The sequence below is a fragment of the Vibrio sp. 1F253 genome, from assembly GCF_041439295.1.
In the GTDB taxonomy this organism is placed as follows: domain Bacteria; phylum Pseudomonadota; class Gammaproteobacteria; order Enterobacterales; family Vibrionaceae; genus Vibrio; species Vibrio tasmaniensis_A.
Genome location: NZ_JBGONU010000026.1, coordinates 18,617 through 43,565, shown reverse-complemented (window position 1 = coordinate 43,565; position 24,949 = coordinate 18,617). Strand labels below are relative to the sequence as shown.

The following is a 24,949-nucleotide window of genomic DNA, read 5'->3' as shown; positions in this document are numbered from 1 at the left end:
TTATACTCCTGAACAAATACTGAGAGTGTCAATATCGATGTTAAATATAAACTCATCCCCTGAACTTTGAATATAAATGTTATTCTTAGCAGAGATATCTATCTCTAAATGTTTCTTTACTTTATATATCCCACTATTGATTTCTTTATTTGCATTATCCAACTTGCTTATATCGTTTATATCGCTATTAATTTTATTTATCACTTCTTTGTCTATGGTTGATGATTTATTCGATATCTCTATAGACACATTTTCACCAACGAGTGAGGTAGTTATAACTATTTTGATACTTTCTTTGTTTTTTCTTCTCTTGCAGGCGTTTTCAAAAATCAATATAAAAATATTAATAAATGACATTAAGTATTTGCCATTTATTTTACTATTAAATGTGTTGTTTATTTCCATTTCCACGTTGACATTACAGAATATTGTATCTAAAAAACTGTTGGCTTCATATAATGCGACTTCTAATAAAAAGTCATCAGCACTATATTCTGAGAAGTTTAACCATTCTGATATACTTTCTAATCGAGTATCTAGATCATTTCTAGTTATAGAAACGGCGTCTACAAATTTCTTAGAGAATGTTCCTTTGAGAGATGTCTCTAAACTTTTTAACTCCTTTTTGAATAGTTCTCCTAATCCAACGTTTATAAGCGCACGACCTAATTTTAGACACTCTTCCGATTTGTTGGTCATTATTCCTAGACAGTAATTTATACAAGAGTCAATGTCATTCTTGTCATTCATGAAAACGAGTAATTTAAATATATCGGACTCATCAATTATGATCTTAAATAGTTTATCTTTATCGTCTTTATCATTAGTTGCCACATGCATGTAAACAGATTTTAGTTTGTTTAAACGAGTGTCAACATTCTTAGAAAATAGTTTTATTTTATTTTGAAGTTCCTCATATTTATACCTAACAAGGAGACTACGACACTCTGTCTCGAAGATAATGTTATCTTTGTATTGATTATTTTCATGGTCACAAATAATTCCTTCACTTTCAAATATTGATCTTAGTGAAGGCACGATACCGTTATGTCTAATATTTGTATTTAACTGATAATCTAAACCGTATTTCTGGTCGAGTGTGTAGATATCTCGTATAGCCATGAAAAACTCGTATGCGCTAACAAATAAGTTAGTATTCACTTGGCAAGATATTTTATCAAATTCAAATTCAAAGTTATCCTTTTCTTTTGAATAGGATATTTGTAAGTTAGATATTACATTTTTTCTCTCAGATTTAAATATCTGAGCTATCATTTCATTATTAATGTTTATTTTACCAGGAGCGACATCAGATACACAGAGGTTCCTAGAAAACTGATGTTGAAGGAACTCTAATTCTTTAGATATTTCTTCTTCTTTGTATGATAGATCATTTTTTAATTTAGATAAGATTAGTGTCCTGTCTAGCATCCTATCGTTGGATGTCGGGTATACTTTCCTAATAATGTGTAAGGACTCTAAAACGTCTAAGTTACAAACTTTATGAAGCATGAATTTATGCATCTCATCAGATATTTTTATATCACTTGGCTTTCTTAGATCCATAAAATCCAAGTAATCATCTAGGTGTAATGCAACTATATGGGAGTCTTTTTTGCTGGTTAGAAGATAAAGGCTTATTGGAATCTCGACCATTGGCTCCTCGACAGGATCACAGTCTTCGAGAATATCAATAATTTGTTTTTTATCGAGCCTTTCAATACTTAGGTTTCCTGAAAAATACATATCTGAAATATATTTGCAGGCCAGGTCAACTTGGTTGTTACTAAAGTAAGACAAAATTATTTTGTTGCTAATCTCATTGACCATGTGATTAGGCGTGTTTTTTATTCCCATATACGTTTCAATTGCAAGTGAAAACTCTCTCTCATGAAAGTGTTTGTCAGCTAGTCTTTTTCTAGTTCTATATTCAGGAATTCCATTGATGTATGCTTCAGAGTTATTGGTAATCGTTGAGCTTATAGAGTCTTTGATTTGTAATTTAGGATTGAATGGATTACTTGGTATTACAGTACACTCAAAGAAATGATAGATATTTTCAATAGATTCAAGTTTATCTTCTGAAAATGAAATTATCTTTTTCTTGTTTCTAAGTGAGATAAATTGAATTGAGTCAAGGTTGTTGAATCTGAGAAATATTTTATTTATTTTGGAATCATTATCATTGTTATATTCTAGATTAAGTTCAATCAATTCTTTAAGTAGACTCTTATTCTCCAATGCTGTAATCCAGTTTTCATTGAAAAGAGAATTACAATAAAACTCGTATATTGAAGTAGCGTGAGGGTAGTTTTTAAGAAAGTCTTCACATAGACTAATACAGTATTTATAGTCCCCAGTAATATATGTATCACATATATTTACAAACTCTGATTCAATGTTTTTATCTAGGTAATCTTCAAAGTCATGGGAAAAGAAATTTTTCAATTTTACAGATCCAGTAGAATCTGCTAGATCAATGAATATACTTTTTAGCTTTGTAACTGAATTACCCTCAATTGAGTTACTAAACAGTAATCGGCATATAATGTTATAAATATCTACGATATTACTTTGCCAGAAATAGGAAAGGATAGTTTCTGTATCATATCGCTTTGATGCATCGAATCGATGTAGAAAGTCTACTATGTGTGCATCAAAAGCTTTTTCTTGTACGAGGCCTTCTTTTAGTGAATCTAATGAAAATTCCACTCTTTCTGCGATGCTATTGGGTGAAGTCCGCTCAAAAATAAGATCAATATCTCTTTTCTCAAGATCTGACTTAATGTTTTTCATTAGCGTATTGTAGAAATCTTCAAACTCTTCATATCGTTCTAACGATGCTAATAGCGCAAACTTGCACTCAACAAACCAGCAAGATAAACCTGAAACGTTTTTTACTGTTTCAATTGTGTCCAAAGCTTCTTCAAATTGACCTTTTAACACTTGATGTTCATATTGCGACTTTAGTGTATTAAAGGACGCTAGTAGTTTCTTTTCTTTTTGTAGCTTAATAAGAATTATCGACAGCACATGGTCAAGGTCACCACCAGGAATCATGCTTTCATCGCCACCGAACGGAGTTTTTAAAAACTTGGATTTGCTGAATAATAGCGACGCTTGAAAAATAGGATTGCTTAACTTTTTTCTGAGGGTGGCAATAAAAGTTGTAGTGTCCTTAATTTTCAGACATTGGGTCAATTCTTTTCGAAAGTTGTATTGTCTTTTCATTTGTTGACTTTTTTATCAATAATTGGTCTGTAAGGAATTGAATTATATATATTTTTATCTAGTATGCCTAATTGTTTATATTTTGCTGGGGTCTCATTTTTTGTTTTTGTCTAATGACTTAACTGTTATAAAGAACTGCGATATCTCAAGGTGGCGACCAAGTAACATCAGAAATATGGAGCGGGAAGGTGGCGCTAGTCATCATCAACAGTTAGGGTACGTTTATCGATGGCAAGTGGGTTGAACCTTGTCCTTAGTTACGCAATTGGCGCTATGTTCTTTTCCTGATAGTTGTAGAATCCCCGCATTAGAAATATCGAGAACCACTATGTTTATCCATCATGTAAACGGCGTCGACTGGCTGGTGATTACCGCCTTTGAAGAATTAAAACCGATGTTTATCGAAGAAGCAGGTCCAATCCCATCTTACTTCTCTAGCAACAGTGAATTGAGCCTGATTGATCAAGCCAAGCGCTATGGTTTTTTGCCGGCACTTTGCGGCGTGAGCACCGACACCGGAACATTTAAAAACCTAGATCTTGAAAAAGACTTGAACCCGCAACTAACGTGTATTGGTGAAGAGCTTGGTCGTGTTTTCATCTATCACGGCGACTACGTGGCTTTTGTCGATGACGAACAAACCTTCATTACCCGAATGGATTAAAGCCATTGAAGTAGGGCAGTTGTAATCATTCTATAGATAAAACTAAGGCCTCGCATGTGCGGGGCCTTTTTGTGAGTTGGAGGTTTTGCTAGATACATTCATTTCAATTTGCGAGTAATGATCGCATCGTTCATTCGTTTATGGTCCTTAAACGACGGCCTCATAGTTATATAAATGGTCTATCAACCACTCCTAGATACGTCCTTAGCGCTGCTGTTCTTGGTAAGGGCTGACCGAATCTAGTGGTGCTTTCTGCTGATAATCACTTTAACTATGTGTTTAGGACGTCCTGCTATGGCTAAGAAAATAATATTCATTCATGGTCGCGCTCAAAAGCCCGATAAAGATTCCCTTCAAGCACTCTGGTACGAGGCTATAGAGCATGGCTTGCAGCGAGATTGTGGAGACTCAAGTTCATTACAAGCTTTTAAAGATGTCGATAAACGGTTTGTCTATTACGGAGAACTATCAAACACATTGTTAGATAAACCAACGGAAGACCCTGCAAGTCGACAACAAGCGCTGTCTGAACTCAAAAAGTACAAGACAAGCCAGTTCAATAAAACAACGTATAACAAGGTATCTAAAGTTGGTTTTCTAAAAGAGGCGTTGGCAGATACTTTTTCATCGCTATTTGGAAAGCTGGGTGTGGCTGAGACACTTATAACGAAGGTCGCGCCGGATATGGCGCATTATTGGAATGAAGATACCTATTTTGGTAGCGATGTCAGGCATAGGCTAATGGTTGAACTGAAGGAAGCGCTTGATAATCAAGATGATGTGATGATCGTATCGCACAGTCTCGGGTCGATGATCAGCTATGACGTGTTATGGAAGTTGTCTCATTACGGAGAGTATAGACACGACTATGGTGCGAATAAGAAGGTCAATTTATTGCTTACGCTCGGGTCACCGTTAGGCGATGAAAACGTAAAAGACAGGCTAAAAGGGAGCCGCTTGAAAGATGAGAAGAAGTACCCTTTAAACATTCAGCAATGGATAAACATATCGGCAGAAGATGATTTTATCTCTCATGACAACAAAATTAGAAATGACTTTAAGGATATGCTCGAACTGGATCTGATACCCGGCGGAATGAAAGATATTCACCCCATTTACAATCTCAATATTCGCAACGGAAAAAGCAATCCACATGCTTCTATCGGCTATCTAATCAACCCTAAATTCATCACAGTACTGGATGAATGGCTCTCTAGTTGATTTGGTTTACCATCGTCAATTGTTAGCTGCTTGTTCGTTGGAACGCAGATAAAACTAAGGCCTCGCGTGTGCGAGGCCTTTTTGTGTTCCGACTAAAACTCAATATTAATCGAGCTTAACGAAAACTTGGGATAATCGCTGGAATCCCCGGTAGAAGGCCAACCAATGCCATTACGCCACTTAGCACAATAAACATAGTGCCAGGCAACACCCAGCGGCTCATTTTACTCAGTTCACTACTGCGTTCTTTACAACCGACTAAGCCTAAGTTATCCAACAGCATGGTGAGAGCCCAGCCAAATGCAGGGTTAACGAGCGCTGAAGAGAACACAACAATAGCAGCCGACTGTGTGGTTTTTCCTTCACGCGTCATTTCCATGCCAGCTTCTAGCAATGGAACAAATACCCCAACAATCAGCGCCACACACAGTACAGGTTGCCAGATAGCTAAATCCATCGGGTAACCCCAAACTGCGGCGATGATACAGAATAGAGCTGTGAGTAGCGCGCCAGCAGGAATAGGGCGTTTAGCAATCGCCGCCGGTACGATGTAAGTACCCCATGAAGAAGTAAAGTTAGTACCACCGAGCAGAGAACCGAACGTTTGACGAATTGAAGCCGTGGTCATGGTGTCGTCGATGTTCATGTGTACTTTTTCGGTACGCTCTGGGTAGCTGATCTTTTGGAATACTTGATGCCCTAAGAAATCTGGAGACCACATAGCGACAGCCAAAATTGCAAACGGCAATACCACCATGAAGTGCTCAATCGTTGGTAGGCCTAGCATCCAACCTGTATCTTCTCCCCACCAATACATAGGGTTCATGTTAGGTAAGCCTGGCTCAGTGTGGAAAGCGAATGGGGCACCCATGGCAAATGCAATCGTACCGCCTAGCAAGCAGCTAAGAGGGACGGCTAACCAACGTTTACGGAAGTGTTCCAATAGCGCGTACAAAATAATGGTGCAAAAGATCACGACAAAAGCGATATGGCTCATGCCGATTCCCTCAGCCCAAGCGAACAGCTTTTTCACTTGAGAAGCGGTTCCAACAAAGCCAAGGTAGAGCAATAATCCGCCACATACGCCTTTACTGGTGAGGTTGGCCAACATGCTGCCACCTTTACTGATGGCTAAGATGAGGCCAAAAGCGCCAATCAATAACCCAAACGCCATAGGGTGTCCGCCTGCTGCAACCACAATCGGAATTAAAGGAATGAGTGGGCCGTGTGTACCTGCGAGGTTTGCGGTCGGCAATAGGAAGCCAGAGAAAATAATAATGAAAACAGAGGCGATGAGGAGTTCATAACGAACGTTTTCTAGAATGAAGTCTTCATTTAATCCGAGAGCCCCAGCAAAGGTGGCTGCAATAGCGCCCACCATAACCACTTTACCAATGGTCGCCGCCATCGCTGGGATGGCGTCTTCTATCTCAAATCGATAATCTTTAAACGGCAAATTTGGACGCCAGCGCTTAGGCGACATGATTTGCAATTCGTGTTCTAGATACTGTTCTCGGGAATCAAATTCCGATCTTGGTTTATGTTGTTGTTCATAGGTGAGTTCATCCTCATGGACTTGAGGCTTCTCTGTTTGTATATGTGCGGACTCTAAAGTAGTGCTCATTTTGATTCCTTTCGTTCACACTCTGAGGTGTGTTATTCCAACAAACGTTGTTGACTCACGGCATGAAGTGAAAACAATGCGTCAACTTATCATTAAAAATTCATTAACATTTAGTTGTTAGTACCTTATACCAAACCAAAAAAAACAAATAGACTCAGTCGGTTAGACATTAGTCGTAGAGTCGGACGACTAGTATTAGACCCTGTAGATAGTATGTGTCTGTTTATTTGTAGGCGATGAGCTTTATTGGTAATAAATGAATATCTAACAAGAAATGCTTGGCGTTAAAGCATCAGATAGCATCCATCGATGAGTGGTTTCTGGGGTACGTTTTTGGTTAAAAACTATTGATAATAATTCTCATTACGTTACCTTGTGGGCTCAAACACACTCATTGTTGCGGAGACCAACATGGAACACTCGGATATTACTCAACTGCTTATTCCAAAGAGCGATTGGGCATCGCCTGCTCTCTTTCTCTATGAAGGGGAAGACAAACTTCATCTGAGCTTAGAAGGCGCAATTCAATACAGTGGATTGAACAGCATTGGTGGCGTGGTTCTGGGCTTTAGGATGATCCAACATGCGGTGCAACTCGCGGCGGGTGAGCAGTCTTTGCAACGTGATGGCATCAGTGTTTATACCGCGTTCCCTGGACGTGGTGCTCAAGATGCTTTTGAGTACACATGCCGCGCACTGCGTGATAGGCGCTATTGCTGTGATACCACATTGCATCACCCTGCAGCGCAAACCGGACAACGTGGTCAGTTCTTGTTTACGCTTCGCTTGAATGAACAGTCTATGGTGATGACGCCAGCAGACGGGCTTCCAAGAAAAAGCTATTTTGAGGCCGACAGACACGCACAAGAAGGTCGAGAGGCAGCATTGAGATGGCGTGATGAGAAGATTAACTTCGCCAATACGCTCTTGAGCTTGTCGCCAGAAGAGTGCTTACGCGTGTTGTAATTCTTTGTTCTCACTTACAGAATGAGCTCAAAAACACAATGAACAACAAGAGGTCGCTCGCTTTCAAGTGGGCGACTTTTTTGTATCAAGCGCTAACGGAAAGCAGATTCCTAGTCGCGCTTAGGCTTACTGGAATGACTCACTTTTAGTTTAGTGCGGTAGTCTAAAGTCTATGAGTTTCAGCAATCAACTTAAGCTGCCCGATCTCAATCCGCGACACATTTAGGCACGCAGGTGGTGCAGTTTTCAAAGCATTACACAGCTTACACTGACACGAAGTGATATAATTTTTGCCCAAAGCTTTGAAGAGCTAATGAATTAAAGGATGAGTACGATGGAAAAAACGATCTCGTTGGTACTTGGCAGTGGTGGCGCAAGAGGCTTGGTTCACGTTGGAATCATCCGTTGGTTAATTGAGCATGGCTATCAGATAAAATCCATCTCTGGTTGTTCAATTGGCGCACTTATCGGTGGTGTTTACGCGGCGGGTAAATTGGATGAATTTGAAGAGTGGGTCACCAGTATCGACCAATCGGATATGGCGATGATGTTGGATTTTTCATGGCAGTCGAGTGGTATCTTCAAAGGGGACAAGATCATCGATACACTGCGTGGATTGATCGGTGAGATTTCAATTGAAGAACTGCCTATCCCTTATACCGCAGTTGCCGCTAACGTCGCCGATGAAAAAGAGGTTTGGCTGCAATCAGGCTCTCTGTTTGATGCCATTCGCGCTTCTATCTCTTTGCCATTGTTCTTCACTCCTCATGTGATTAATGGCGAAGCGCTGATTGATGGCGGGGTACTCAATCCCGTACCGATTGCGCCTACCTTTGGTGATAAGACAGACTTTACTCTTGCTGTGAACTTAGGCGGCGAACCTGAAATTGTTCAACAGGAAGTGATACCTGTTTCCCTACCAACAAAAGAGAGCAACCTGCACGAAAAGGTTGTTCACTTTATCGATAATCTCGGTAGCAGTGTAAAAAGTAAAATGAGCTTTAACTTTGCAGCCTACGACATTGCCAACCAAGCGTTTGATGCGATGCAATCGACCATTGCTCGCCAAAAATTGGCCGCTTATCCTGCCGATATTACGCTTGAAATCCCACGTAATGCCTGTGGCACCTTAGAGTTTGATCGCTCACAAGAGATGATAGACAGAGGCTACCATTTGGCACAGGCTAAACTGGGCAATCGACTTTAATGTATTTGCTGCTGAATGAGATTAGGGCGTGTTGACCTTTCGCGGTTAAATTTTGTTCGAGATAAAAGCGTTTTAATCGCGGCGAGGGAGAAGTAGCCTAGTCATTCTAAGCAAATCTCCCTCAACAAAGAGTAAAACGCTTTTAGCCGAACCCTTCGGGCAGCGTTTGCTGGTCATTTCTACTACGTTATCGGCTTCTCATGTAGGCTAGCTACACATCAAAGCCTCTGCCTTGTATAAATACCCAGCAACTCGCTGCAAAAACCAGCTCGAAAGATCAACACGCCCTAATTTCAACCCAAAAACTTTTTGTAATGACTGATGGCGTGATAAATAACGGTGTAATAGATGGATGCTCGTGTAATAACAACAGAAACTTTACCTCTAAGACTTGGGTTAACAATGTGGTCTCATTCCGAGTGGCAAAGTCAGTTCTATGGTAAAGGAACAAAACCCGCTGAGCGCTTAGAAAAATACACCCAAGTTTTTCATACCGTTGAAGGCAACACGACTTTCTATGCGACACCCAGTGTCTCAACGGTCAATAACTGGAAAGCCGCGAGTCACGATGATTTCAAGTTTACTTTTAAGCTGCCTAAGTTCATCACCCACCAGCAGCACTTAAAACATTGCCAAGCCGAACTCAAAGAATTTCTGCTCACCATGTCGCCCCTACATAGGCGCATTGGTCAGTGGACGATTCAATTGCCCCATAGCTTCGAACCCAGCATGCTGCCTGCCCTGCAAAAATTTTGTACCTTGTTTCCAAAAGACATGCAGCTCGGCGTCGAAGTTCGTCACCTTGGTTTCTTTGATAAAGGCGATGCCGAAAAACGTTTCAATCATTGGTTAGTAGAAGAAGGGATCAACCGCATCATTATGGATAGCCGTCCTGTTTTCTCCGCACCACCAACCACAGAAGCGGTGATCGACGCGCATCAAAAGAAACCACGTGTTCCGGTTCATGCCATTGCGACGGCAAACAATCCGATGGTTCGCTTTATTGGACATCCAGATCAGGAACCCAATCTGGCTTTCTTTAAACCTTGGTTCGCGAAATTACCGACTTGGTTAAACGAAGGAAAACAACCTTATTTAATGATCCACACCCCAGACAATAATCACGCCCCTGAGTTGGCGATTGCTATCTATAAGCAATTACAGACGCAAGTTGCTGAACACACAAAGATAACCTTGCCTAATTTGGCGGAGTTTCCGGCTCAAAAAGGTGACCATCAAATCTCGATGTTTTGATAGTAAACAACTACTAACAAGCGTTCACTTTCATCAATCTCAGTTTTCGTGACAGCCGCGCTTTTTTTACGTAAAATACGTCCCCTTTTATTTGGTATGAATTTTGTGCCAATTACGCTGACTGTCGAGAGAAAATGCCATGAGCAACACAGACAATATCTTTTCCGCTCCTATTGATAAAATTGGAGACTTCACCTTTGATGCAAGGGTTGCTGAAGTATTTCCGGATATGATTCAACGCTCGGTGCCTGGCTATAGCAATATCATCTCTGCAATCGGCATGCTGGCTGAACGCTTTGTAAAGCCACATTCAAATATTTACGACCTTGGCTGCTCGCTTGGTGCTGCGACACTTTCTATGCGTCGTCACATTCAGCAAGAAGGCTGCACGATTTTCGCTATCGATAATTCAGAAGCCATGGTTGAACGCTGTAAGCTGCATGTAAACGCCTACCGCAGTGACACACCGGTAGAAGTGATTGAAGCCGACATCCGTGAAGTGGAAATCAAAGACGCCTCTGTTGTGGTGCTTAACTTTACACTGCAATTTCTGTCTCCTGACGACCGATACTCTCTGCTTGAAAAAATTCATGCAGGCTTACGCCCGGGCGGAATCTTAATCCTTTCTGAAAAGTACGTATTCGAAGACGAAAGCTCAAATGAACTGCTTATCGACCTGCACCATGATTTCAAACGTGCTAACGGATACAGCGAGCTAGAAGTCAGCCAGAAACGTAGCGCAATTGAAAACGTGATGCGTCCTGACTCGATTACAGTTCACAAGCAACGTTTTGAAAAGATTGGCTTCTCAAGTAGCGAAGTGTGGTTCCAATGCTTCAACTTCGGTTCAATGTTCGCGATTAAATAGCGCACATACCCAGTCAGCTAGTACTAAAATGTCATCCTCAAGAGCGAGGAACGAGCGAGTTGGGGATCTCTATCAAGTACGATAAACCGAGACTCCCTATCATGTTCGTCCCTCACTGTAGGGAATGACAAATTTAATTTCTATTTTAGGGTTTATTGACCCTATTAACTCAGTGAAAAACTATGTTTAATTTTGCCAATTTTTATCAACTCATTGCCCAAGACACTCGCCTTCAGCCGTGGCTTAATGTTCTTCCTCAACAGCTGACGGATTGGCAAAATGCAGAACACGGCGACTTCGACCGTTGGTTACGTGCACTGAATAAAATCCCGCAAGGTGTACCTGATCAAGTTGATCTGAAAAACTCAGTGACGATTGGCAGCTCTACACCGTTCCACACTGGTGAACTTAAAAAGTTAGAAAGCTTACTGAAGACTTTCCACCCTTGGAGAAAAGGCCCTTACACAGTTCACGACATTCACATCGATACAGAATGGCGCAGTGACTGGAAATGGGATCGTGTGCTTCCACATATCTCTCCATTGAAAAACCGTTCGGTTCTCGATGTAGGTTGTGGCAACGGCTACCACATGTGGCGCATGCTAGGTGAAGGTGCTCGCTTAACGGTGGGTATCGACCCTTCTCACTTATTCTTGGTTCAGTTTGAAGCCATTCGTAAATTGATGGGCGACGACCAACGTGCTCACCTATTACCTCTAGGTATTGAGCAACTGCCAAAACTGGAAGCTTACGACACTGTATTCAGCATGGGCGTGCTTTACCACCGCCGTTCACCACTTGATCATTTGATTCAACTAAAAGACCAATTGGTATCTGGTGGCGAACTGGTACTTGAAACGTTAGTGATTGAAGGTGACGAAAACGCTGTTCTTGTGCCTGTAGATCGCTACGCGCAAATGAGAAACGTTTACTTCTTCCCATCTGCACGCGCACTGAAACGCTGGCTTGAACAGGTAGGCTTTGAAGACGTGCGTATCGTTGATGAAAATGTTACAACGATTGGCGAACAACGCACAACGGAGTGGATGACACACAACTCTCTACCGGATTACTTAGACCCTAATGATCCAAGTAAAACCGTAGAAGGTCACCCAGCACCAAGGCGTGCGATTCTAGTAGCGACAAAACCTTAAGCTCTGTTACACAAAACCATAAGCTCTGTCGTCATACAGCCACCGTTATTTATATGTGGGAATTTTGATAAAAAAGAGAACTAATTGTACAAAAGTTACGCTCATGTTTAATAAGTGAGCGCCCTTAAGTGACAATAATTTTCGTAGCGCTCACATTGCGATTCAATATGACCAGACTCTTACAATAGGATGCTTCACGCATCTTTTTTGTGGGATAAACTTCTAAATAGTCTGAACTATTCTCTAATTTCCAAAGGTTTTTATATGTTTAAGCGATTATCGCCTATCGTGGCGGTTGGTTTGCTCTCTGGTTGCACCCTCACGAGCGGTGCTACCTACCATCAAGAAACTCTCGACGCTATTTCCCGCTCAGAGACAAACATCGCAAACAAGGTTCAAAATCTTGAACTGCAGCTAAGTAATCAAAGTGATTATATTGAAAGCTTGGAAGACGAAATTACCACTCTTTCTAGTCAATTAGATGTTCACCTGACCAGTATGGAACACAGGGTCATTGAAGAGCTAAAAGAAGCCGAGCCTGTTGCCGTTGCAGCTGCACCTACCGCTCCTACATCACAGCCGACTATTCTAGGCGGTATTGAAAAAGTATCGATCGACTCTATCAAACAAAGCTTCGATGCTCGTGTTGATACTGGCGCAACCACCTCTTCTTTAAATGCCGTCGACATCAAAGAATTCGAACGCAACGGTAAAGATTGGGTTAAGTTCCATTTGGCAGATAAAGCACAAGCAAAAGAAGACCAAAAATGGATCGAAGCGCCCGTTGTACGTTATGTGAAAATCCGTCAATCGACGAATGATCAAACAGAACGTCGAGCTGTGATCGAATTATGGGTAAAAGTCGGAAAAATCCATGAAAAAGCGCAATTTACATTGGCGGATCGCTCTCAAATGAGTCACCCTGTATTACTAGGGCGCGAATTTATCAAAGACATAGCGCTAGTAGATGTAAGTAAAAAGTACGTACAAACGGAAGTTAAATAACAATAGTAGGGTAAGCTATGACGTCAAGAATTCCATTTTATATTTCTATATTCCTGCTCATCGTGGCAGGTATAACTCTGAGTATGTTCAGACATACAACCTACGGTGTACCCTGGACTCCAGGCGAAACTAATCAGGTTTGGGACATTGAAGCTCGTATCGAATTCAATGCAGTGGGCAAAGAAGCAAAAGTTTCACTAGCCGCACCTCACACACAGTCTAACTTTACACTTATCGGCGAGTCAGCTTCATCACCAGGCTACGGCATTTCATACTTGAATACAGATTCAGGTCGCCGTGCTGAGTGGTCAATTCGTCACGCAGATGGTCCGCAGACTATCTACTACAAGACACAGTTCTTAGTCGATAGCCAAGCGAACGTTACCTCAACACCTCCAGAAGGTGATGTGGCTCAACCAAGCTTTGATGGTCCTGAAGAAGCCGCGGCCCTTGCTTTAATTGACAGAGCAACCAAGCGCTCAGCAGACAACATCACCTTTACTCGTGAGTTAATCAAAACGCTTAACGATCCAGACAGCCAAAACTCAGCGCTGATTCTGAATAATATGACCAAAGTGGAAGCGACACACAAGCTACTTTCTGCCGCTAAAATCCACAACAAAGTCGTCGGTGTTATTGAACTGGAAGACGGACGTCGTCGCCAATCAATCCAACACATGAACCAAATTTGGGATAATAACCAGTGGGTTCTATTCTCTCCTGAATCTAGCGAGCAGCAAGTTCAACCAAACCTGCTAATTTGGGATGAATCAAATGTATCTCTATTAGACGTGGTTGGCGGTCAGAACAGTAAAGTTCACTTCTCTATGATTGCTCAGGAAGTTACTCCAACTGAAGCAACCAACAGTAAAGTATCAGCGGATCAACTGTTAAACCTTTCCATTCATAGTCTGCCGCTAGAAGAGCAAGCGATGTTTAAAACCATCATGCTGATTCCTATCGGTGCTCTGATTGTTGTGTTCCTACGTGTCATCATAGGTCTTAAGACTTCTGGTACGTTCATGCCCGTTCTGATTGCCGTGGCATTCGTTCAAACACAGTTGGTTACCGGTATTGTTGGCTTCCTACTGATTGTCGGTACTGGTCTTGTAATTCGAAGTTACTTATCCAAACTCAACCTATTGCTCGTGGCCAGGATATCCGCTGTAATTATTACGGTAATTATGATTATTTCGATATTTACTGTCGTCGCATTTAAAATCGGACTTACAGAAGGCCTATCAATTACGTTCTTCCCAATGATTATCTTGTCTTGGACTATCGAACGTATGTCTATCCTTTGGGAAGAAGAAGGCGCGAAAGAAGTTGTACTTCAAGGTGGCGGCTCTCTATTTACCGCGGTGCTTGTTTACTTAGGTATGACTAACCCGTTCATTCAGCACTTAACGTTTAACTTTATTGGTTTACAGCTTGTTATTCTAGCGACCATCTTGTTACTAGGTAACTACACAGGCTACCGTCTAACCGAGCTTCGTCGCTTTAAACCGCTAGCGGAGGACTAAGTTATGTTTGATCAATTTACTTCACCGTTTAAGTTGAAAGACAAAGGCATAATGGGAATGAACAAGCGTAACCATAGTTATATTGGCCGCTACAATGATCGTTCCAAGTACCCACTCGTTGATGACAAGCTTAAGACTAAAATCCTTGCTGAACAGGCTGGCGCCACCGTGCCAAAGCTTATTGGCGTGATTAGTCACCAAGCTGAAGTAAAAACAATCCACAAGATGGTTAAAGAGTGGCCGGGTTTTGTAATCAAGCCCGCTCAAGGCAGTGGTGGTAAAGGCATCCTTGTTGTGATCTCTCATAAAGATGGGGTTTACACCAAACCATCGGGTTCTACTATCAATGAAGAAGATGTAGAGCGCCATATCAGTAACGCGCTCGCGGGCCTTTTCTCGCTGGGTGGCAAGAACGATGTGGCCGTAGTTGAAAACCTCATCAAGTTTGATGAGTGTTTTGAAGGCTTCAGCTACGAAGGTGTGCCAGACGTACGAATCATCGTATTCAAAGGCTACCCTGTGATGGCGATGATGCGTCTGTCCACTTCAGATTCAGATGGTAAGGCTAACTTGCACCAAGGTGCTGTTGGTGTGGGTATAGACATTGCGACAGGTAAAGCGGTTCGAGCGGTTCAGTTCGATCAGCCTGTTACACACCATCCAGATACGGGTAAAGAACTCGCGTTATTACAAGTTCCTCACTGGGAAAAGCTGTTAACTCTAGCATCAAGCGCTTGGGAAATGACGGGCTTAGGCTATATGGGTACTGACATGGTATTAGACCAAGAAGAAGGCCCTATGGTACTAGAACTTAATGCTCGACCTGGTTTAGCTATCCAAATCGCGAACGGCGCGGGGCTACTTCCTAGACTGCATCATATTGAAAACCTTGGCACGCCTGCTGAATATCCAAAACCTGCGGAGCGTGTTGCTTACGCTGCAAAACAGTTCGGTCACAACTAGTCAAAATTTTGTCACTTAAATTTTAGGCCAAAATTTGGGGTGTTTGGGGTTATCTCCCCTTGCATCCCAATCCTTTCTATACGCTTACTTCAGCAACACATTCACACCAAAAATAGATTAAAAGGTACTTATTTGTGCTAATTCCGCCTAGGAAGTAGAAAAATACGCACCATCAAAATCAATTAAAACCCATCAAATTTGTTTAGATACCCTATTCATTGTAAATCCCACGCATAAGTATTCACACAGCCTATTTGTAACGACTTTCCCTTACAAAACGACCAACAAATAAATTGTAACCCTATGTTAGCATACGGATAATTTAGTCAATAAAATAAGCAACAACTGTTAAGGAAATGCTCTGATGACCGTCAAAAATAAGATTATGCTAACAATTAGCGGCCTAATCTGTTTAACGATTTTAGTTATATCTACGATAGGATATTTCGAATTTAAGTCTGCCACCACGGATGACTACCGTCATAACTTGTCAACGAAATCGTTTCTTGTAGCCAAAGCTGTCGAAGGGAAAATGGAAGCGTATTTCGGCGCTTTGGAAAGCATTTCAACCAGTCTCCATACTGATAGATCCGGTAACATCATGATCAACCCGATGCTGTTGAAAATGATGACGAACAGTAAAGAATCTCTTGGTGTTCTTAATATTTACATCGGTCTTCCTGATGGCAAAACTTACGACGTTAAAAATCAAGGTATCATTCCCAACTTTAATGCTAAACAAAAACAGCGTGAGTGGTTCAACCTTGGGTTTTCAGGCGCAAAGCGCTCAGTAACCAACCCTTACCTAGCAACAACAGGGCATTTAACTATGTCAGTTGTTATCCCTTTCAAAGCCAGAGGTGAAACGAAAGCTGTTATTGGTCTTAGTCTTAAAATGAGTGACATCACAGACTACATAAACGAGTTATCTGATGTTCCAAATTTATTTGTCTCTCGCCAAGATGGTTTCCTTGTTGCCGCTAGCTATGAAGATTTTATTGGTAAAAATATCTACGATCTTCGACCATCATACCGTGAACACGGTAGTAAGATGACCAGTGAGCACTCTTACAATGTTCCAGATAAAGGCGACTTTTATGTCGTTTCGTCTCAAATTGAGTCATTAGGTTGGAATATTTGGGCTTGGGCAAGTTGGGACGACATTGAAGCGCCTTCAAATGCGATGGTGAAAATAAATACTGTAGTTGGTCTAATTTTCGCGGTTATGGCAACCGGAATAACATTCTTATTAGTCACCCGATTAATGTATCGTCCTATTGGCGGGGAGCCACAATACATAGAGGCTCTTGTTAGTCGAATCTCGGCAGGAGACCTGACCAACATCCCTAAATTAAATGGCGATGAAACGGGGATCTACCGTTCAACTCTTGAAATGGCAGGTAACCTCCAAGGCATTATTGGCAATATTGAGCAGTCTTCAAACTCTCTCTCATCACAATCTTCATCTCTTGAGACCTCGTCAAATCAGTTAAGTACCTCATCAGAAGAGCAAATGATGCAGCTAGAGCAAGTTGCAACCGCGATGAATCAGATGACCGCGACTGTTGCGGAAGTGGCTCAAAATGCGATGCAGGCATCATCATCATCCAATGAGGCAAGCCTTTCATCTCAGTCAGGTCTTGAGACTGTGGGTGACATGAACCAGCAAATCAGCTTACTTGTAACGAATATTGAGCAGGTTCAAGATTCGATTCTTGGTGTTGAAAAAGAAACTCAAAATGTAGGTAGCATACTTGATGTTATCCGAGGTATTGCTGAGCAAACAAACTTGCTGGCATTAAACGCAGCAATTGAAGCAGCTCGAGCGGGTGAGCAAGGTCGCGGCTTCGCCGTCGTGGCTGACGAGGTGCGTAACCTCGCTAACAAGACACAAGAAAGCACAAACGAAATACAAACCATGATTTCATCACTTCAAACTCAAGCAAAACAATCTGTTGAGCTTATGGTTGAAAATGCGGAAACAGCTAAAGTAACTCGTGAAAAGTCAGATCAAGCGAGTCAAATGCTGAATACTATTCAGCATGAGATTGGGACAATTCAAGACATGAACAACCAGATTGCAGCGGCAGCGGAAGAACAATCGCAAGTAGCCGTTGAAATCAACGAAAATGTAGTGAATGTAAATGATTTGGCGCGAGCGACTGTCGATGACGTCCAGCAAAATGTTCAAACAGCGCAAAATGTTAATAATGTTTCGGACGAACTGCATCAAACGATAAAGATGTTTAAGATCTAATCTTAGATAAGCTAAACGTACCGACAACCTATACGTTAAAGCCTAAGTATCAAAATCTTCGGCTTAAAAAAAGATAACGTAATTAAAACCGCCTTCTCTTCTGAGAAGGCGGTTTTTTATATGGTAATAAGTTCAGGCTGAGTCATGCCAATCACAGTCAGTCATTATAAATAGCTCAGGAATACCACCCTCACCCTCACCCTCACCCTCACCCTCACCAAAAGAATACGAGACCCGTGAAGCTGCCAAACAAAAAAAGCCCCGAAGTGTATACTTCGAGGCTATTAATTTACGGTAGATAGATTACGCTTCTAAGGGGTTTCGATAAGCTCTTGAACAGGAGATACCGGTTTGTTTTGAGCAAAACCACGCAGACCAACAACGTGTACGTGTTCGTGGTCTTTGAAGACCTTACGTACCAGTTTGTAGGTTGTACCTTTCTCTGGGCTAATGTTCTCTGGCGCAGCAATCAGAAGTTGCATACCTAAACGGTCACACAGTTCAAACAGCGTAGAGATCGACTTAGAATCCAGACGAGCGGCTTCATCAAGGAACAACAAACGACATGGAACGATGTCTTTACTACGAAGTCGACGAGATTCCTCTTCCCAGCTCTGAATAACCATCAATAGGATTGACTGACCCGTACCGATCGCCTCACCCGTAGACAATGCACCCGATTCCGCTTGTAACCAACCGTCTGAACCACGGTTAACTTCAACACTCAGCTCTAGGTAGTTACGGTAATCCAGTAACTCTTCACCAAGAACTTGCGGAGAACGTTGACCCATATCGATATGTGGATTGACACGTTGGAACAACTTCGCCATCGCTTCAGAGAAGGTAAAGCGCGTTGATTCAAACAAATCTTTGTGTTGATCTTGTTGAGTCGCTAGCCCTGATAGCAAGATCTCGTGGCTTTCACGGATCTTAACGTTCAGACGCACGCCCTTAACCTGACCAAAGTAGATATTCGACAGACCTTGGTTGAGCATACGAATACGGTTCTGCTCGCGCTGAATCGTTTTCTTTATGATACTTGCTACCGACTCAGAGCTGATCGCTAAGCGGTTTTCACGCTGCGTCAGTTCTTCTGTTAGTCGAGCTAGCTCTACTTCCATCTCTTCGATTGCTTCAACCGGATCATCGGTATGAATGATGTCTTGGCGAATGCGCTCTCGAAGGTGTTGGTAAACCGCAATGTAAAACAGAACCTTACGCTCTGGATGTGCGTTGTCTTCAGAGAGACGCAGCGAATCACGCAGGTCGTCATTGTCGGCTACAGCCAGACGTAGCGCACCCAGTGATTTATCCGACATAGAGCGAAGTTCGCCCGCCGTTAAATAAGCCAGTTCACGTTTGTGCAGACGACGTTCAACGTCATTCTCACGAGCTAAACGCAGTACTGAACACCAGCCGGCTTTTGCTGCAACAACGAAGGTACGAAGCTCTGTGTACTCTTTCTGAACTTTCTTAAGACGCTTAGCCAGCGCTTTCATCTCAAGTTCAGTTGAGGTAATCGTGCGTTCGTATTCACTCTTACGGCTACGAGAAGTATGCAAACGCTCTTGAAGCTCGTCACGACGACGAACCGCGCGCTCTTCAGCACCTTCATCAGCGTTAACACCGAACTCTTGTAGCTCTTGCTTGAACTCTTGAACCGTCTCTTGCTTCGCTTGGTGCGAGCTCTTCAATGCTGCCAATACTTGGTTGTACTGGTTCATCTGTTCGCGAGCTTGCTTCAAGCCATCGCGGCCTTTAGCTCGTGCTTGTTCTGCTTGAACCAACTTCGCTTTCAGTTGTTCGCTCAGTTCGCTGCTCTTGTTAAGCAGGTCAACAGAATCTGCGTAAGCAAAGTAGTGACGACGTTCGATTAAGTCAGAAAGAGCAAACACTTTACCTTTTAGAGTTTGTAACGCGCTGTCCGCCTGACGATACTCGGCTTCCAAAGCTTCGAATTGCTCTGGGTCAGCATCGAGTGCAGAAACGATTTGCTCCAATGAAGTAAGCGCTTTGCCATGAGTGTTCAAGTAAGACTTAGCTTCGCTTAAACGCTCTAGTTGTGCTTCTAATTCAGCGAGACGCTCAGCTAATGTTTCGTCTTCAAGAATACGAACCATTGGTGCCAATTTGTCCAGTGCACCAAGTGCTTGCTTACTTTGTAGAAGCTGACTGCGTTGTTGTTGCTCTTTAGAGTCAAGCTCAGCCAGAGAACGAACAATTTGATTACGCTTATCACGAATAGCAGCCAGTGCTTGTTCTGGATCTGCGTTAAACGCAACGTGCAGATGCTTCGCAACAAAGCTGTTAAATGCTTGGTATAGGCGATTCAGTTTCTGAGAGTCAAACGCAGCTTTGGCATGGTTTTCTACCACAACGTCACGCTCTTCACGCAATTTCTCTAGGCGTTGCTCACGAGCCGCACGGCCAAACAATGGAATCTCAGGGAAGCGCGAGTAACGCATTTGGCGATCGTTCAGCTGAACACACACCGCACCTTCAAGCTCATCGGCATTGAACGAGCTGTCATCAAACGCGTCTACATCGCCTTCTAGGATGTAAAGATCTTCTGGACAATCATCAAGATCCACCAGCTTCTCTTTAATGCCATCAAGGTCCGAAACCACAATTGCGTGACGAGCCGGGCCGTACATCGCACTGAAGTACGGTGCATCGCCAATCGTGATGTCATCGTAGATCTCAGAAAGCAGCACGCCACCAAGCGTATCCGCCAGACCTTTCAGGCGAGGATCGTTAGAGCCACCCGGAGAAGCTAAACGCTCTATCTCTTGTTCAAGTTCAGAACGGCGCGTCGCCAATTGATCTTTCGCTACCGCTTGAGATTTTTCGTCTTCAAGCACTTGCTGCATTTGAGTCATTACTGCTTGGCTATCTTCTAGCTCAGCTTCTGTTTGATCTCTTAGGGCTTCAAGTGCGTCGTTCGCCGTGATCCACGCTGGAGCAATAGACTCAAGTTTTTGAATCTCTTGGTCGTGGTTTTGTTGCACACGACGTTGCTCACTCTTCGCTTCACGCAGCTCTTCTTGAGCGTACTCAAGAGAATCGATCTGCATTGCATGGCGTTCACGTTCTTCATCGAAAACCGCTTCGTCAGTCAGTGAGATGTTGTGTTGCTTTTGGTATTCAGTCGCAAGCTCTTTTGCTTGACGCTGCTGCGCCACATCACGAGCCATGTCGCGGTGCTGAGCACGCCATTGCTGTTCGTTTTCAACAACGTGTTTTGCGTTACGGCCTTTTTCTAACGCTTGCTTAGCACTGTTAGACGCTTCTTTACGCTCAACGTCACCAACGATGCTTTTAACAAGAGACAGTGCTTTGTCGAACTGTGCAGACGCAGCTGAGGACATGTCTAGCTTATGTTTAGTAGACAGTAGCGTTTGAGTGCTTGATTCTTCTTGTGCTTTTAGTTCAGAAACCAGAGTTAATGCGCTTTCTGCCGTAATAGACTCATCACCAAGTAGCTGTTTAGTTTTCTCTAATGCTTGAACCGCTTGCTGGTATTGAAGCGCACGAGTCTGCTGAACATCCAACGCTTGTTGGTAGTCAGCAAGCTGAGTTTTCAGGCTATCCACTTCTTCTTCAGTTATGGTTGCCTGTTCTTCAGCAAGAAGTACTCGCTCTTGAGCTTCTTCAACCACCATCATCTGCTCTTCTAGGCGCTCATTAAGCTCTTCTAGATCTTCGCTGTAACGAGCAATTTTCTCTTGCTGACGAAGTGCTGTTTGAACCAATTGAAGATGATCCGAAGCCGCTTGGTAATCTTGCTCTAGCGCTGACTCTTGATCCACCAGCAGTTCGAGCTCTTCTTGAACGCGGTTCAACAAGTTGTTTTGATCAAGCAAGGTTTCGCGAGAACCAAACAGTTCACCACGGAACTTCATGGTTTGATCAAGCTTATTACGGCGATCATTCGCATGGCGCATGTAGTCAGCTGCCACGTAGTTCGTAGATTCAGTGATCAAGTGCTTGAACAGGTCACGATCCGACTGAGTCGTTTTGATCGCTTCTAGCGTCATGCGGTTTTCACGCAGTGCTGATTCCATATCTTGGAATGCTTTCTTCACACCGCCATTTTGCGGCAGAAGGTAATCACGCAGAGAACGTGTAATCGCACTTGAGATACCGCCGTAAAGTGATGCTTCAATCAAACGGTAGAACTTAGAACGGTCACTGCTATTACGCAGTTTCTTAGGAACAACACCGTACTCAAACATCTGTGAGTGGTAATCAACAATAGAAGAGAAAGCTTTAAAGTGCGCCCCTTCATATTGTGCTACCGCTGCTTTCACGTCGTTCAGTTGACACACACGAGCGTGGCTGTCTGAAACGTTCTGAATCAATACATCCGTTGGCTTCACATGGCTTGGAAGGCCTTGGATTACAAACGGTTTGATGTCGACCTTCTTATCACGACCCGCAACTTGCTGCAGTTTTACTGCAAACAATAGGCGTTGATTACGAGAGTTCACAACATCTAGCGCGGCATAACATGCACCCGGCTGAAGCTTACCGTAAAGGCCTTTATCGCGTGATGACTGTGAGCTACCCGCTTCCGTTGTGTTACGGAAATGCAGAAGGCTTTGGTCAGGAATAAGTGCAGTGATGAATGCCGCCATTGTGGTCGACTTACCCGCACCGTTACCGCCAGAAAGCGTTGTAACCAATCCATCGATATCAAAAGTACGTGCAAAGAAACCGTTCCAGTTGATCATGGTTAATGATTGATACTTACCTCTTTCAATCATGCTTCACCTTCTACTTTTGTTTGTTCGCCATCGTTTGACTCAAGGTCAAAGCCGGCTTGATCGTTAAAAATGTCTTGTTGACCGTTTTCGTCTACGTCTGAATCTATTTCTGATACGGCTTCCGTTTGCTCTTCATTCAACAAGCTACCTTGGTTAGGCTCTTGAGTATGAACAACAGCTTCACCATCACGAATAAGTCGTAATTGCGCTTCTTTCATATCATCGCCAACACGAACATCCGCACCAAAACGGAACACCGCTTCGCTGATACGGAATTTACCTGTTTCACCAATCACGATCAGCATGCCGATACGACGTAAACGGCGTAAAGAAGTACGTACTTTTTCAAACAGCTTTTCTTTGTCTAAGTCAGAACCAGACGCACGGTTGGTTGCTAGCTTCATGAGTTTTTTCTCATCCGCTAACGACATCAGTTCATCAAACAACTCTTGATTGGTGAAGATGCCTTCATGAGCCAAACGCTCTGGGCTTAGGTATAAGAAACACAATACTTTGCCAACCAGCATGTCGAGCTCAGACAACACACTACGACCAATTAAAGACGTAGAACGCGGGCGCAGATAGAAGAAACCTTCAGGCGCTTTTACCAGTTCCGTATTGTAGCGTTGATAAAAATGCTGAAGCTCAACTTCAAAATCAGAAAGCAACGCATGGTTATCGAGGTCTTCTGTTGAAACATGCTTGCCTGAACGCAACATGCTATCTAGCGCAGGAAACAATGGGTTCGCTATCGCTTTTACCAGTTTCTCTGGCATGTAATCATCAGTACTTGTTAATGACATTTGCTTGTACCTTTGCACCGAAATCGTTGATTGCCTGCCAATCTGGCTGAATAGCCTGATAGTCAGACTCTGAGTAACCTAAGCGAACGGCTTGGTCGACAACAATTCTGGCTAAATCAAAATGGTGTGTGCGAGGGTGCGCTGCGAGGTAATCACGCAGCACAAGGCCAAGATCAATTGGCGCACCTTGCTGTTTGTGAGCTTTCAACATATCTGCGATTCGTTCTGAAAGTAGATCGTTCACTTGCTCAAATTCTTCGTATTCTACGTCGATTGGGGCTTGCCCCATCACTTCGTCATCACGGAGCACAAGTGCTTCATCGCGAAGATCCGTGAGTTTTTCTGCGTCTGCGTAGGTCAATAACCAAGGCGCATCAAAGTAGTCAGTGACTGACTGACGCAAGCGTTGGCTAAAGGCACGGTTTTTATCCATATCGATCGCGGTACGGATAAATTTATGCACGTGGCGATCGTAGCCGATCCACAAATCAATCGCTTGTTGGCCCCAACTGGTGATTCGGTCTAGCTTCATTTGCAAACCAAATAGGGTTTCGCCAACGAACTCGAGCTCATCGTCACCATAAACAATTTCTTGAATATCAAGAATCTGGGTTTGCAGTTCATCACCCGCCGCTTGCAAGGTGTCTTGCAACTCTTTTAGCGTGGCTGAGGTTTCTGATAGCAAAGACTCACAGTTGTTGATTGCTTCTCGCCAATCTTTATTTAACAGATCCGCAATTTGCTGCTTGACGGTTTGTTGCTGTTCATCCATAACCCGCTGGTTGAGATCGATCTGATCAAAAATTTCGCCAACAGAATACTTGAGCACGCCGTACACATTCCTTCTCCAATGTCCCGGAGTTCCACCTTTCTGGGCGGCTTCAATGGCTTTTGCCATCTCATCGGCAACCATAGAAAGCTGGATAGACAGTTTTAATTTAGAAAACTGGCGGTGACGTAAGTAATAATCTGAGATACCAATCGCCAATGGCGATAAGCGATAAATGCTTGCACCATCTGTGATTTCGCTGGTAAAGCGGCTGATCAACTTCTGTTTAACCAACTCATTGATAGCGTTGTTGGCACGAAACGCAGACGCTTCGCCAGTATCTTCAAACAGTCGAGTGACGATGGTAAATGCATCGTGCAGTTCACCCTCGCCCAACTCTTCATCGAACCTTTCATTGCTTAGTACTGCGATAGCAATCAAAAATGCTAAGCGCTCTGGTGGCAAGTTTAATGAAAAATCATGCTGCTTGACCCAGCCCACCAACTCATCAATTGGCTGCTCTTCGGCAGTTTGAGTCATTTCACTCATTGTGGTTCCTGTTACTGTTCTTCGTCATATCGAATGTATTAGATATGACGCCTATTTCTTTATGACGCGGGCTTCTTACGATTGCATAGCGCATGTTGTGGCTTCTTTTACCACATTCACCGCTG

The 24,949-nt window shown here is 43.0% G+C and carries 16 protein-coding genes; 11 read left to right on the top strand and 5 right to left on the bottom strand.

The window, feature by feature from the left end:
- The gene (locus ACED28_RS13965; RefSeq protein ID WP_371710099.1) at window positions 1–3,231 is read right to left on the bottom strand and encodes a hypothetical protein; all 3,231 of its coding nucleotides are present in this window, start codon (window positions 3,229–3,231) and stop codon (window positions 1–3) included.
- A gap of 328 nt (window positions 3,232–3,559) precedes the next feature.
- Here ACED28_RS13965 and ACED28_RS13960 point away from each other — a divergent pair, with 328 nt between their 5' ends.
- Both ACED28_RS13960 and ACED28_RS13955 read left to right on the top strand, forming a co-directional pair.
- A complete protein-coding gene (locus ACED28_RS13960) occupies window positions 3,560–3,895 on the top strand; it encodes a cytosolic protein (protein WP_371710098.1) in 336 nt (111 codons plus the stop codon).
- A 294-nt stretch (window positions 3,896–4,189) separates the two neighbouring features.
- Window positions 4,190–5,116: a hypothetical protein gene (locus tag ACED28_RS13955; protein ID WP_371710097.1), complete on the top strand. Its 927-nt coding sequence runs from the start codon at window positions 4,190–4,192 to the stop codon at window positions 5,114–5,116.
- Between the two features lie 115 nt (window positions 5,117–5,231).
- Here ACED28_RS13955 and ACED28_RS13950 read toward each other — a convergent pair whose 3' ends face one another.
- Window positions 5,232–6,740, bottom strand: coding sequence for a DUF3360 domain-containing protein (locus ACED28_RS13950; protein WP_371710096.1), 1,509 nt, complete (start codon window positions 6,738–6,740; stop codon window positions 5,232–5,234).
- Between the two features lie 411 nt (window positions 6,741–7,151).
- Here ACED28_RS13950 and ACED28_RS13945 point away from each other — a divergent pair, with 411 nt between their 5' ends.
- The 9 genes from ACED28_RS13945 (at window position 7,152) to ACED28_RS13905 (ending at window position 17,937) form a co-directional block, all read left to right on the top strand.
- Window positions 7,152–7,706, top strand: a complete 555-nt coding sequence (locus tag ACED28_RS13945; RefSeq protein WP_371710095.1) for a hypothetical protein — start codon at window positions 7,152–7,154, stop codon at window positions 7,704–7,706.
- Between the two features lie 334 nt (window positions 7,707–8,040).
- Window positions 8,041–8,913, top strand: coding sequence for a patatin-like phospholipase family protein (locus ACED28_RS13940; protein ID WP_041472829.1), 873 nt, complete (start codon window positions 8,041–8,043; stop codon window positions 8,911–8,913).
- 348 nt (window positions 8,914–9,261) lie between these two features.
- On the top strand, window positions 9,262–10,167 hold the full coding sequence (locus tag ACED28_RS13935; RefSeq protein WP_371710094.1) for a DUF72 domain-containing protein: 906 nt from the start codon (window positions 9,262–9,264) through the stop codon (window positions 10,165–10,167).
- A gap of 139 nt (window positions 10,168–10,306) precedes the next feature.
- Window positions 10,307–11,035, top strand: a complete 729-nt coding sequence (gene cmoA, locus ACED28_RS13930; protein WP_122046862.1) for a carboxy-S-adenosyl-L-methionine synthase CmoA — start codon at window positions 10,307–10,309, stop codon at window positions 11,033–11,035.
- 182 nt (window positions 11,036–11,217) lie between these two features.
- Window positions 11,218–12,189, top strand: a complete 972-nt coding sequence (cmoB, locus tag ACED28_RS13925; RefSeq protein ID WP_009846365.1) for a tRNA 5-methoxyuridine(34)/uridine 5-oxyacetic acid(34) synthase CmoB — start codon at window positions 11,218–11,220, stop codon at window positions 12,187–12,189.
- Window positions 12,190–12,453: 264 nt separating this feature from the next.
- Window positions 12,454–13,194 (top strand): ATP-dependent zinc protease, encoded by a 741-nt coding sequence (locus tag ACED28_RS13920; RefSeq protein WP_009846364.1) that lies wholly within the window; start codon window positions 12,454–12,456, stop codon window positions 13,192–13,194.
- 17 nt (window positions 13,195–13,211) lie between these two features.
- The gene (locus tag ACED28_RS13915) at window positions 13,212–14,717 is read left to right on the top strand and encodes an inactive transglutaminase family protein (RefSeq protein WP_009846363.1); all 1,506 of its coding nucleotides are present in this window, start codon (window positions 13,212–13,214) and stop codon (window positions 14,715–14,717) included.
- Window positions 14,718–14,720: 3 nt separating this feature from the next.
- Entirely contained in the window at window positions 14,721–15,680 is a 960-nt protein-coding gene (locus tag ACED28_RS13910) for an alpha-L-glutamate ligase-like protein (protein WP_371710093.1), read from the top strand.
- 364 nt (window positions 15,681–16,044) lie between these two features.
- Window positions 16,045–17,937, top strand: a complete 1,893-nt coding sequence (locus ACED28_RS13905; protein WP_371710092.1) for a methyl-accepting chemotaxis protein — start codon at window positions 16,045–16,047, stop codon at window positions 17,935–17,937.
- Window positions 17,938–18,248: 311 nt separating this feature from the next.
- Here ACED28_RS13905 and mukB read toward each other — a convergent pair whose 3' ends face one another.
- The 3 genes from mukB to mukF are packed head-to-tail and all read right to left on the bottom strand — an operon-like array spanning window position 18,249 to window position 24,824.
- Entirely contained in the window at window positions 18,249–22,703 is a 4,455-nt protein-coding gene (gene mukB / locus ACED28_RS13900) for a chromosome partition protein MukB (protein WP_371710091.1), read from the bottom strand.
- Window positions 22,700–23,506 (bottom strand): chromosome partition protein MukE, encoded by an 807-nt coding sequence (gene mukE / locus ACED28_RS13895; RefSeq protein WP_135443388.1) that lies wholly within the window; start codon window positions 23,504–23,506, stop codon window positions 22,700–22,702. Before mukE ends, mukB begins: the two co-directional genes overlap by 4 nt.
- Entirely contained in the window at window positions 23,487–24,824 is a 1,338-nt protein-coding gene (gene mukF, locus ACED28_RS13890; RefSeq protein ID WP_009846358.1) for a chromosome partition protein MukF, read from the bottom strand. The genes mukE and mukF overlap by 20 nt, the downstream gene beginning before the upstream one ends.
- Window positions 24,825–24,949: the final 125 nt, after the last annotated feature.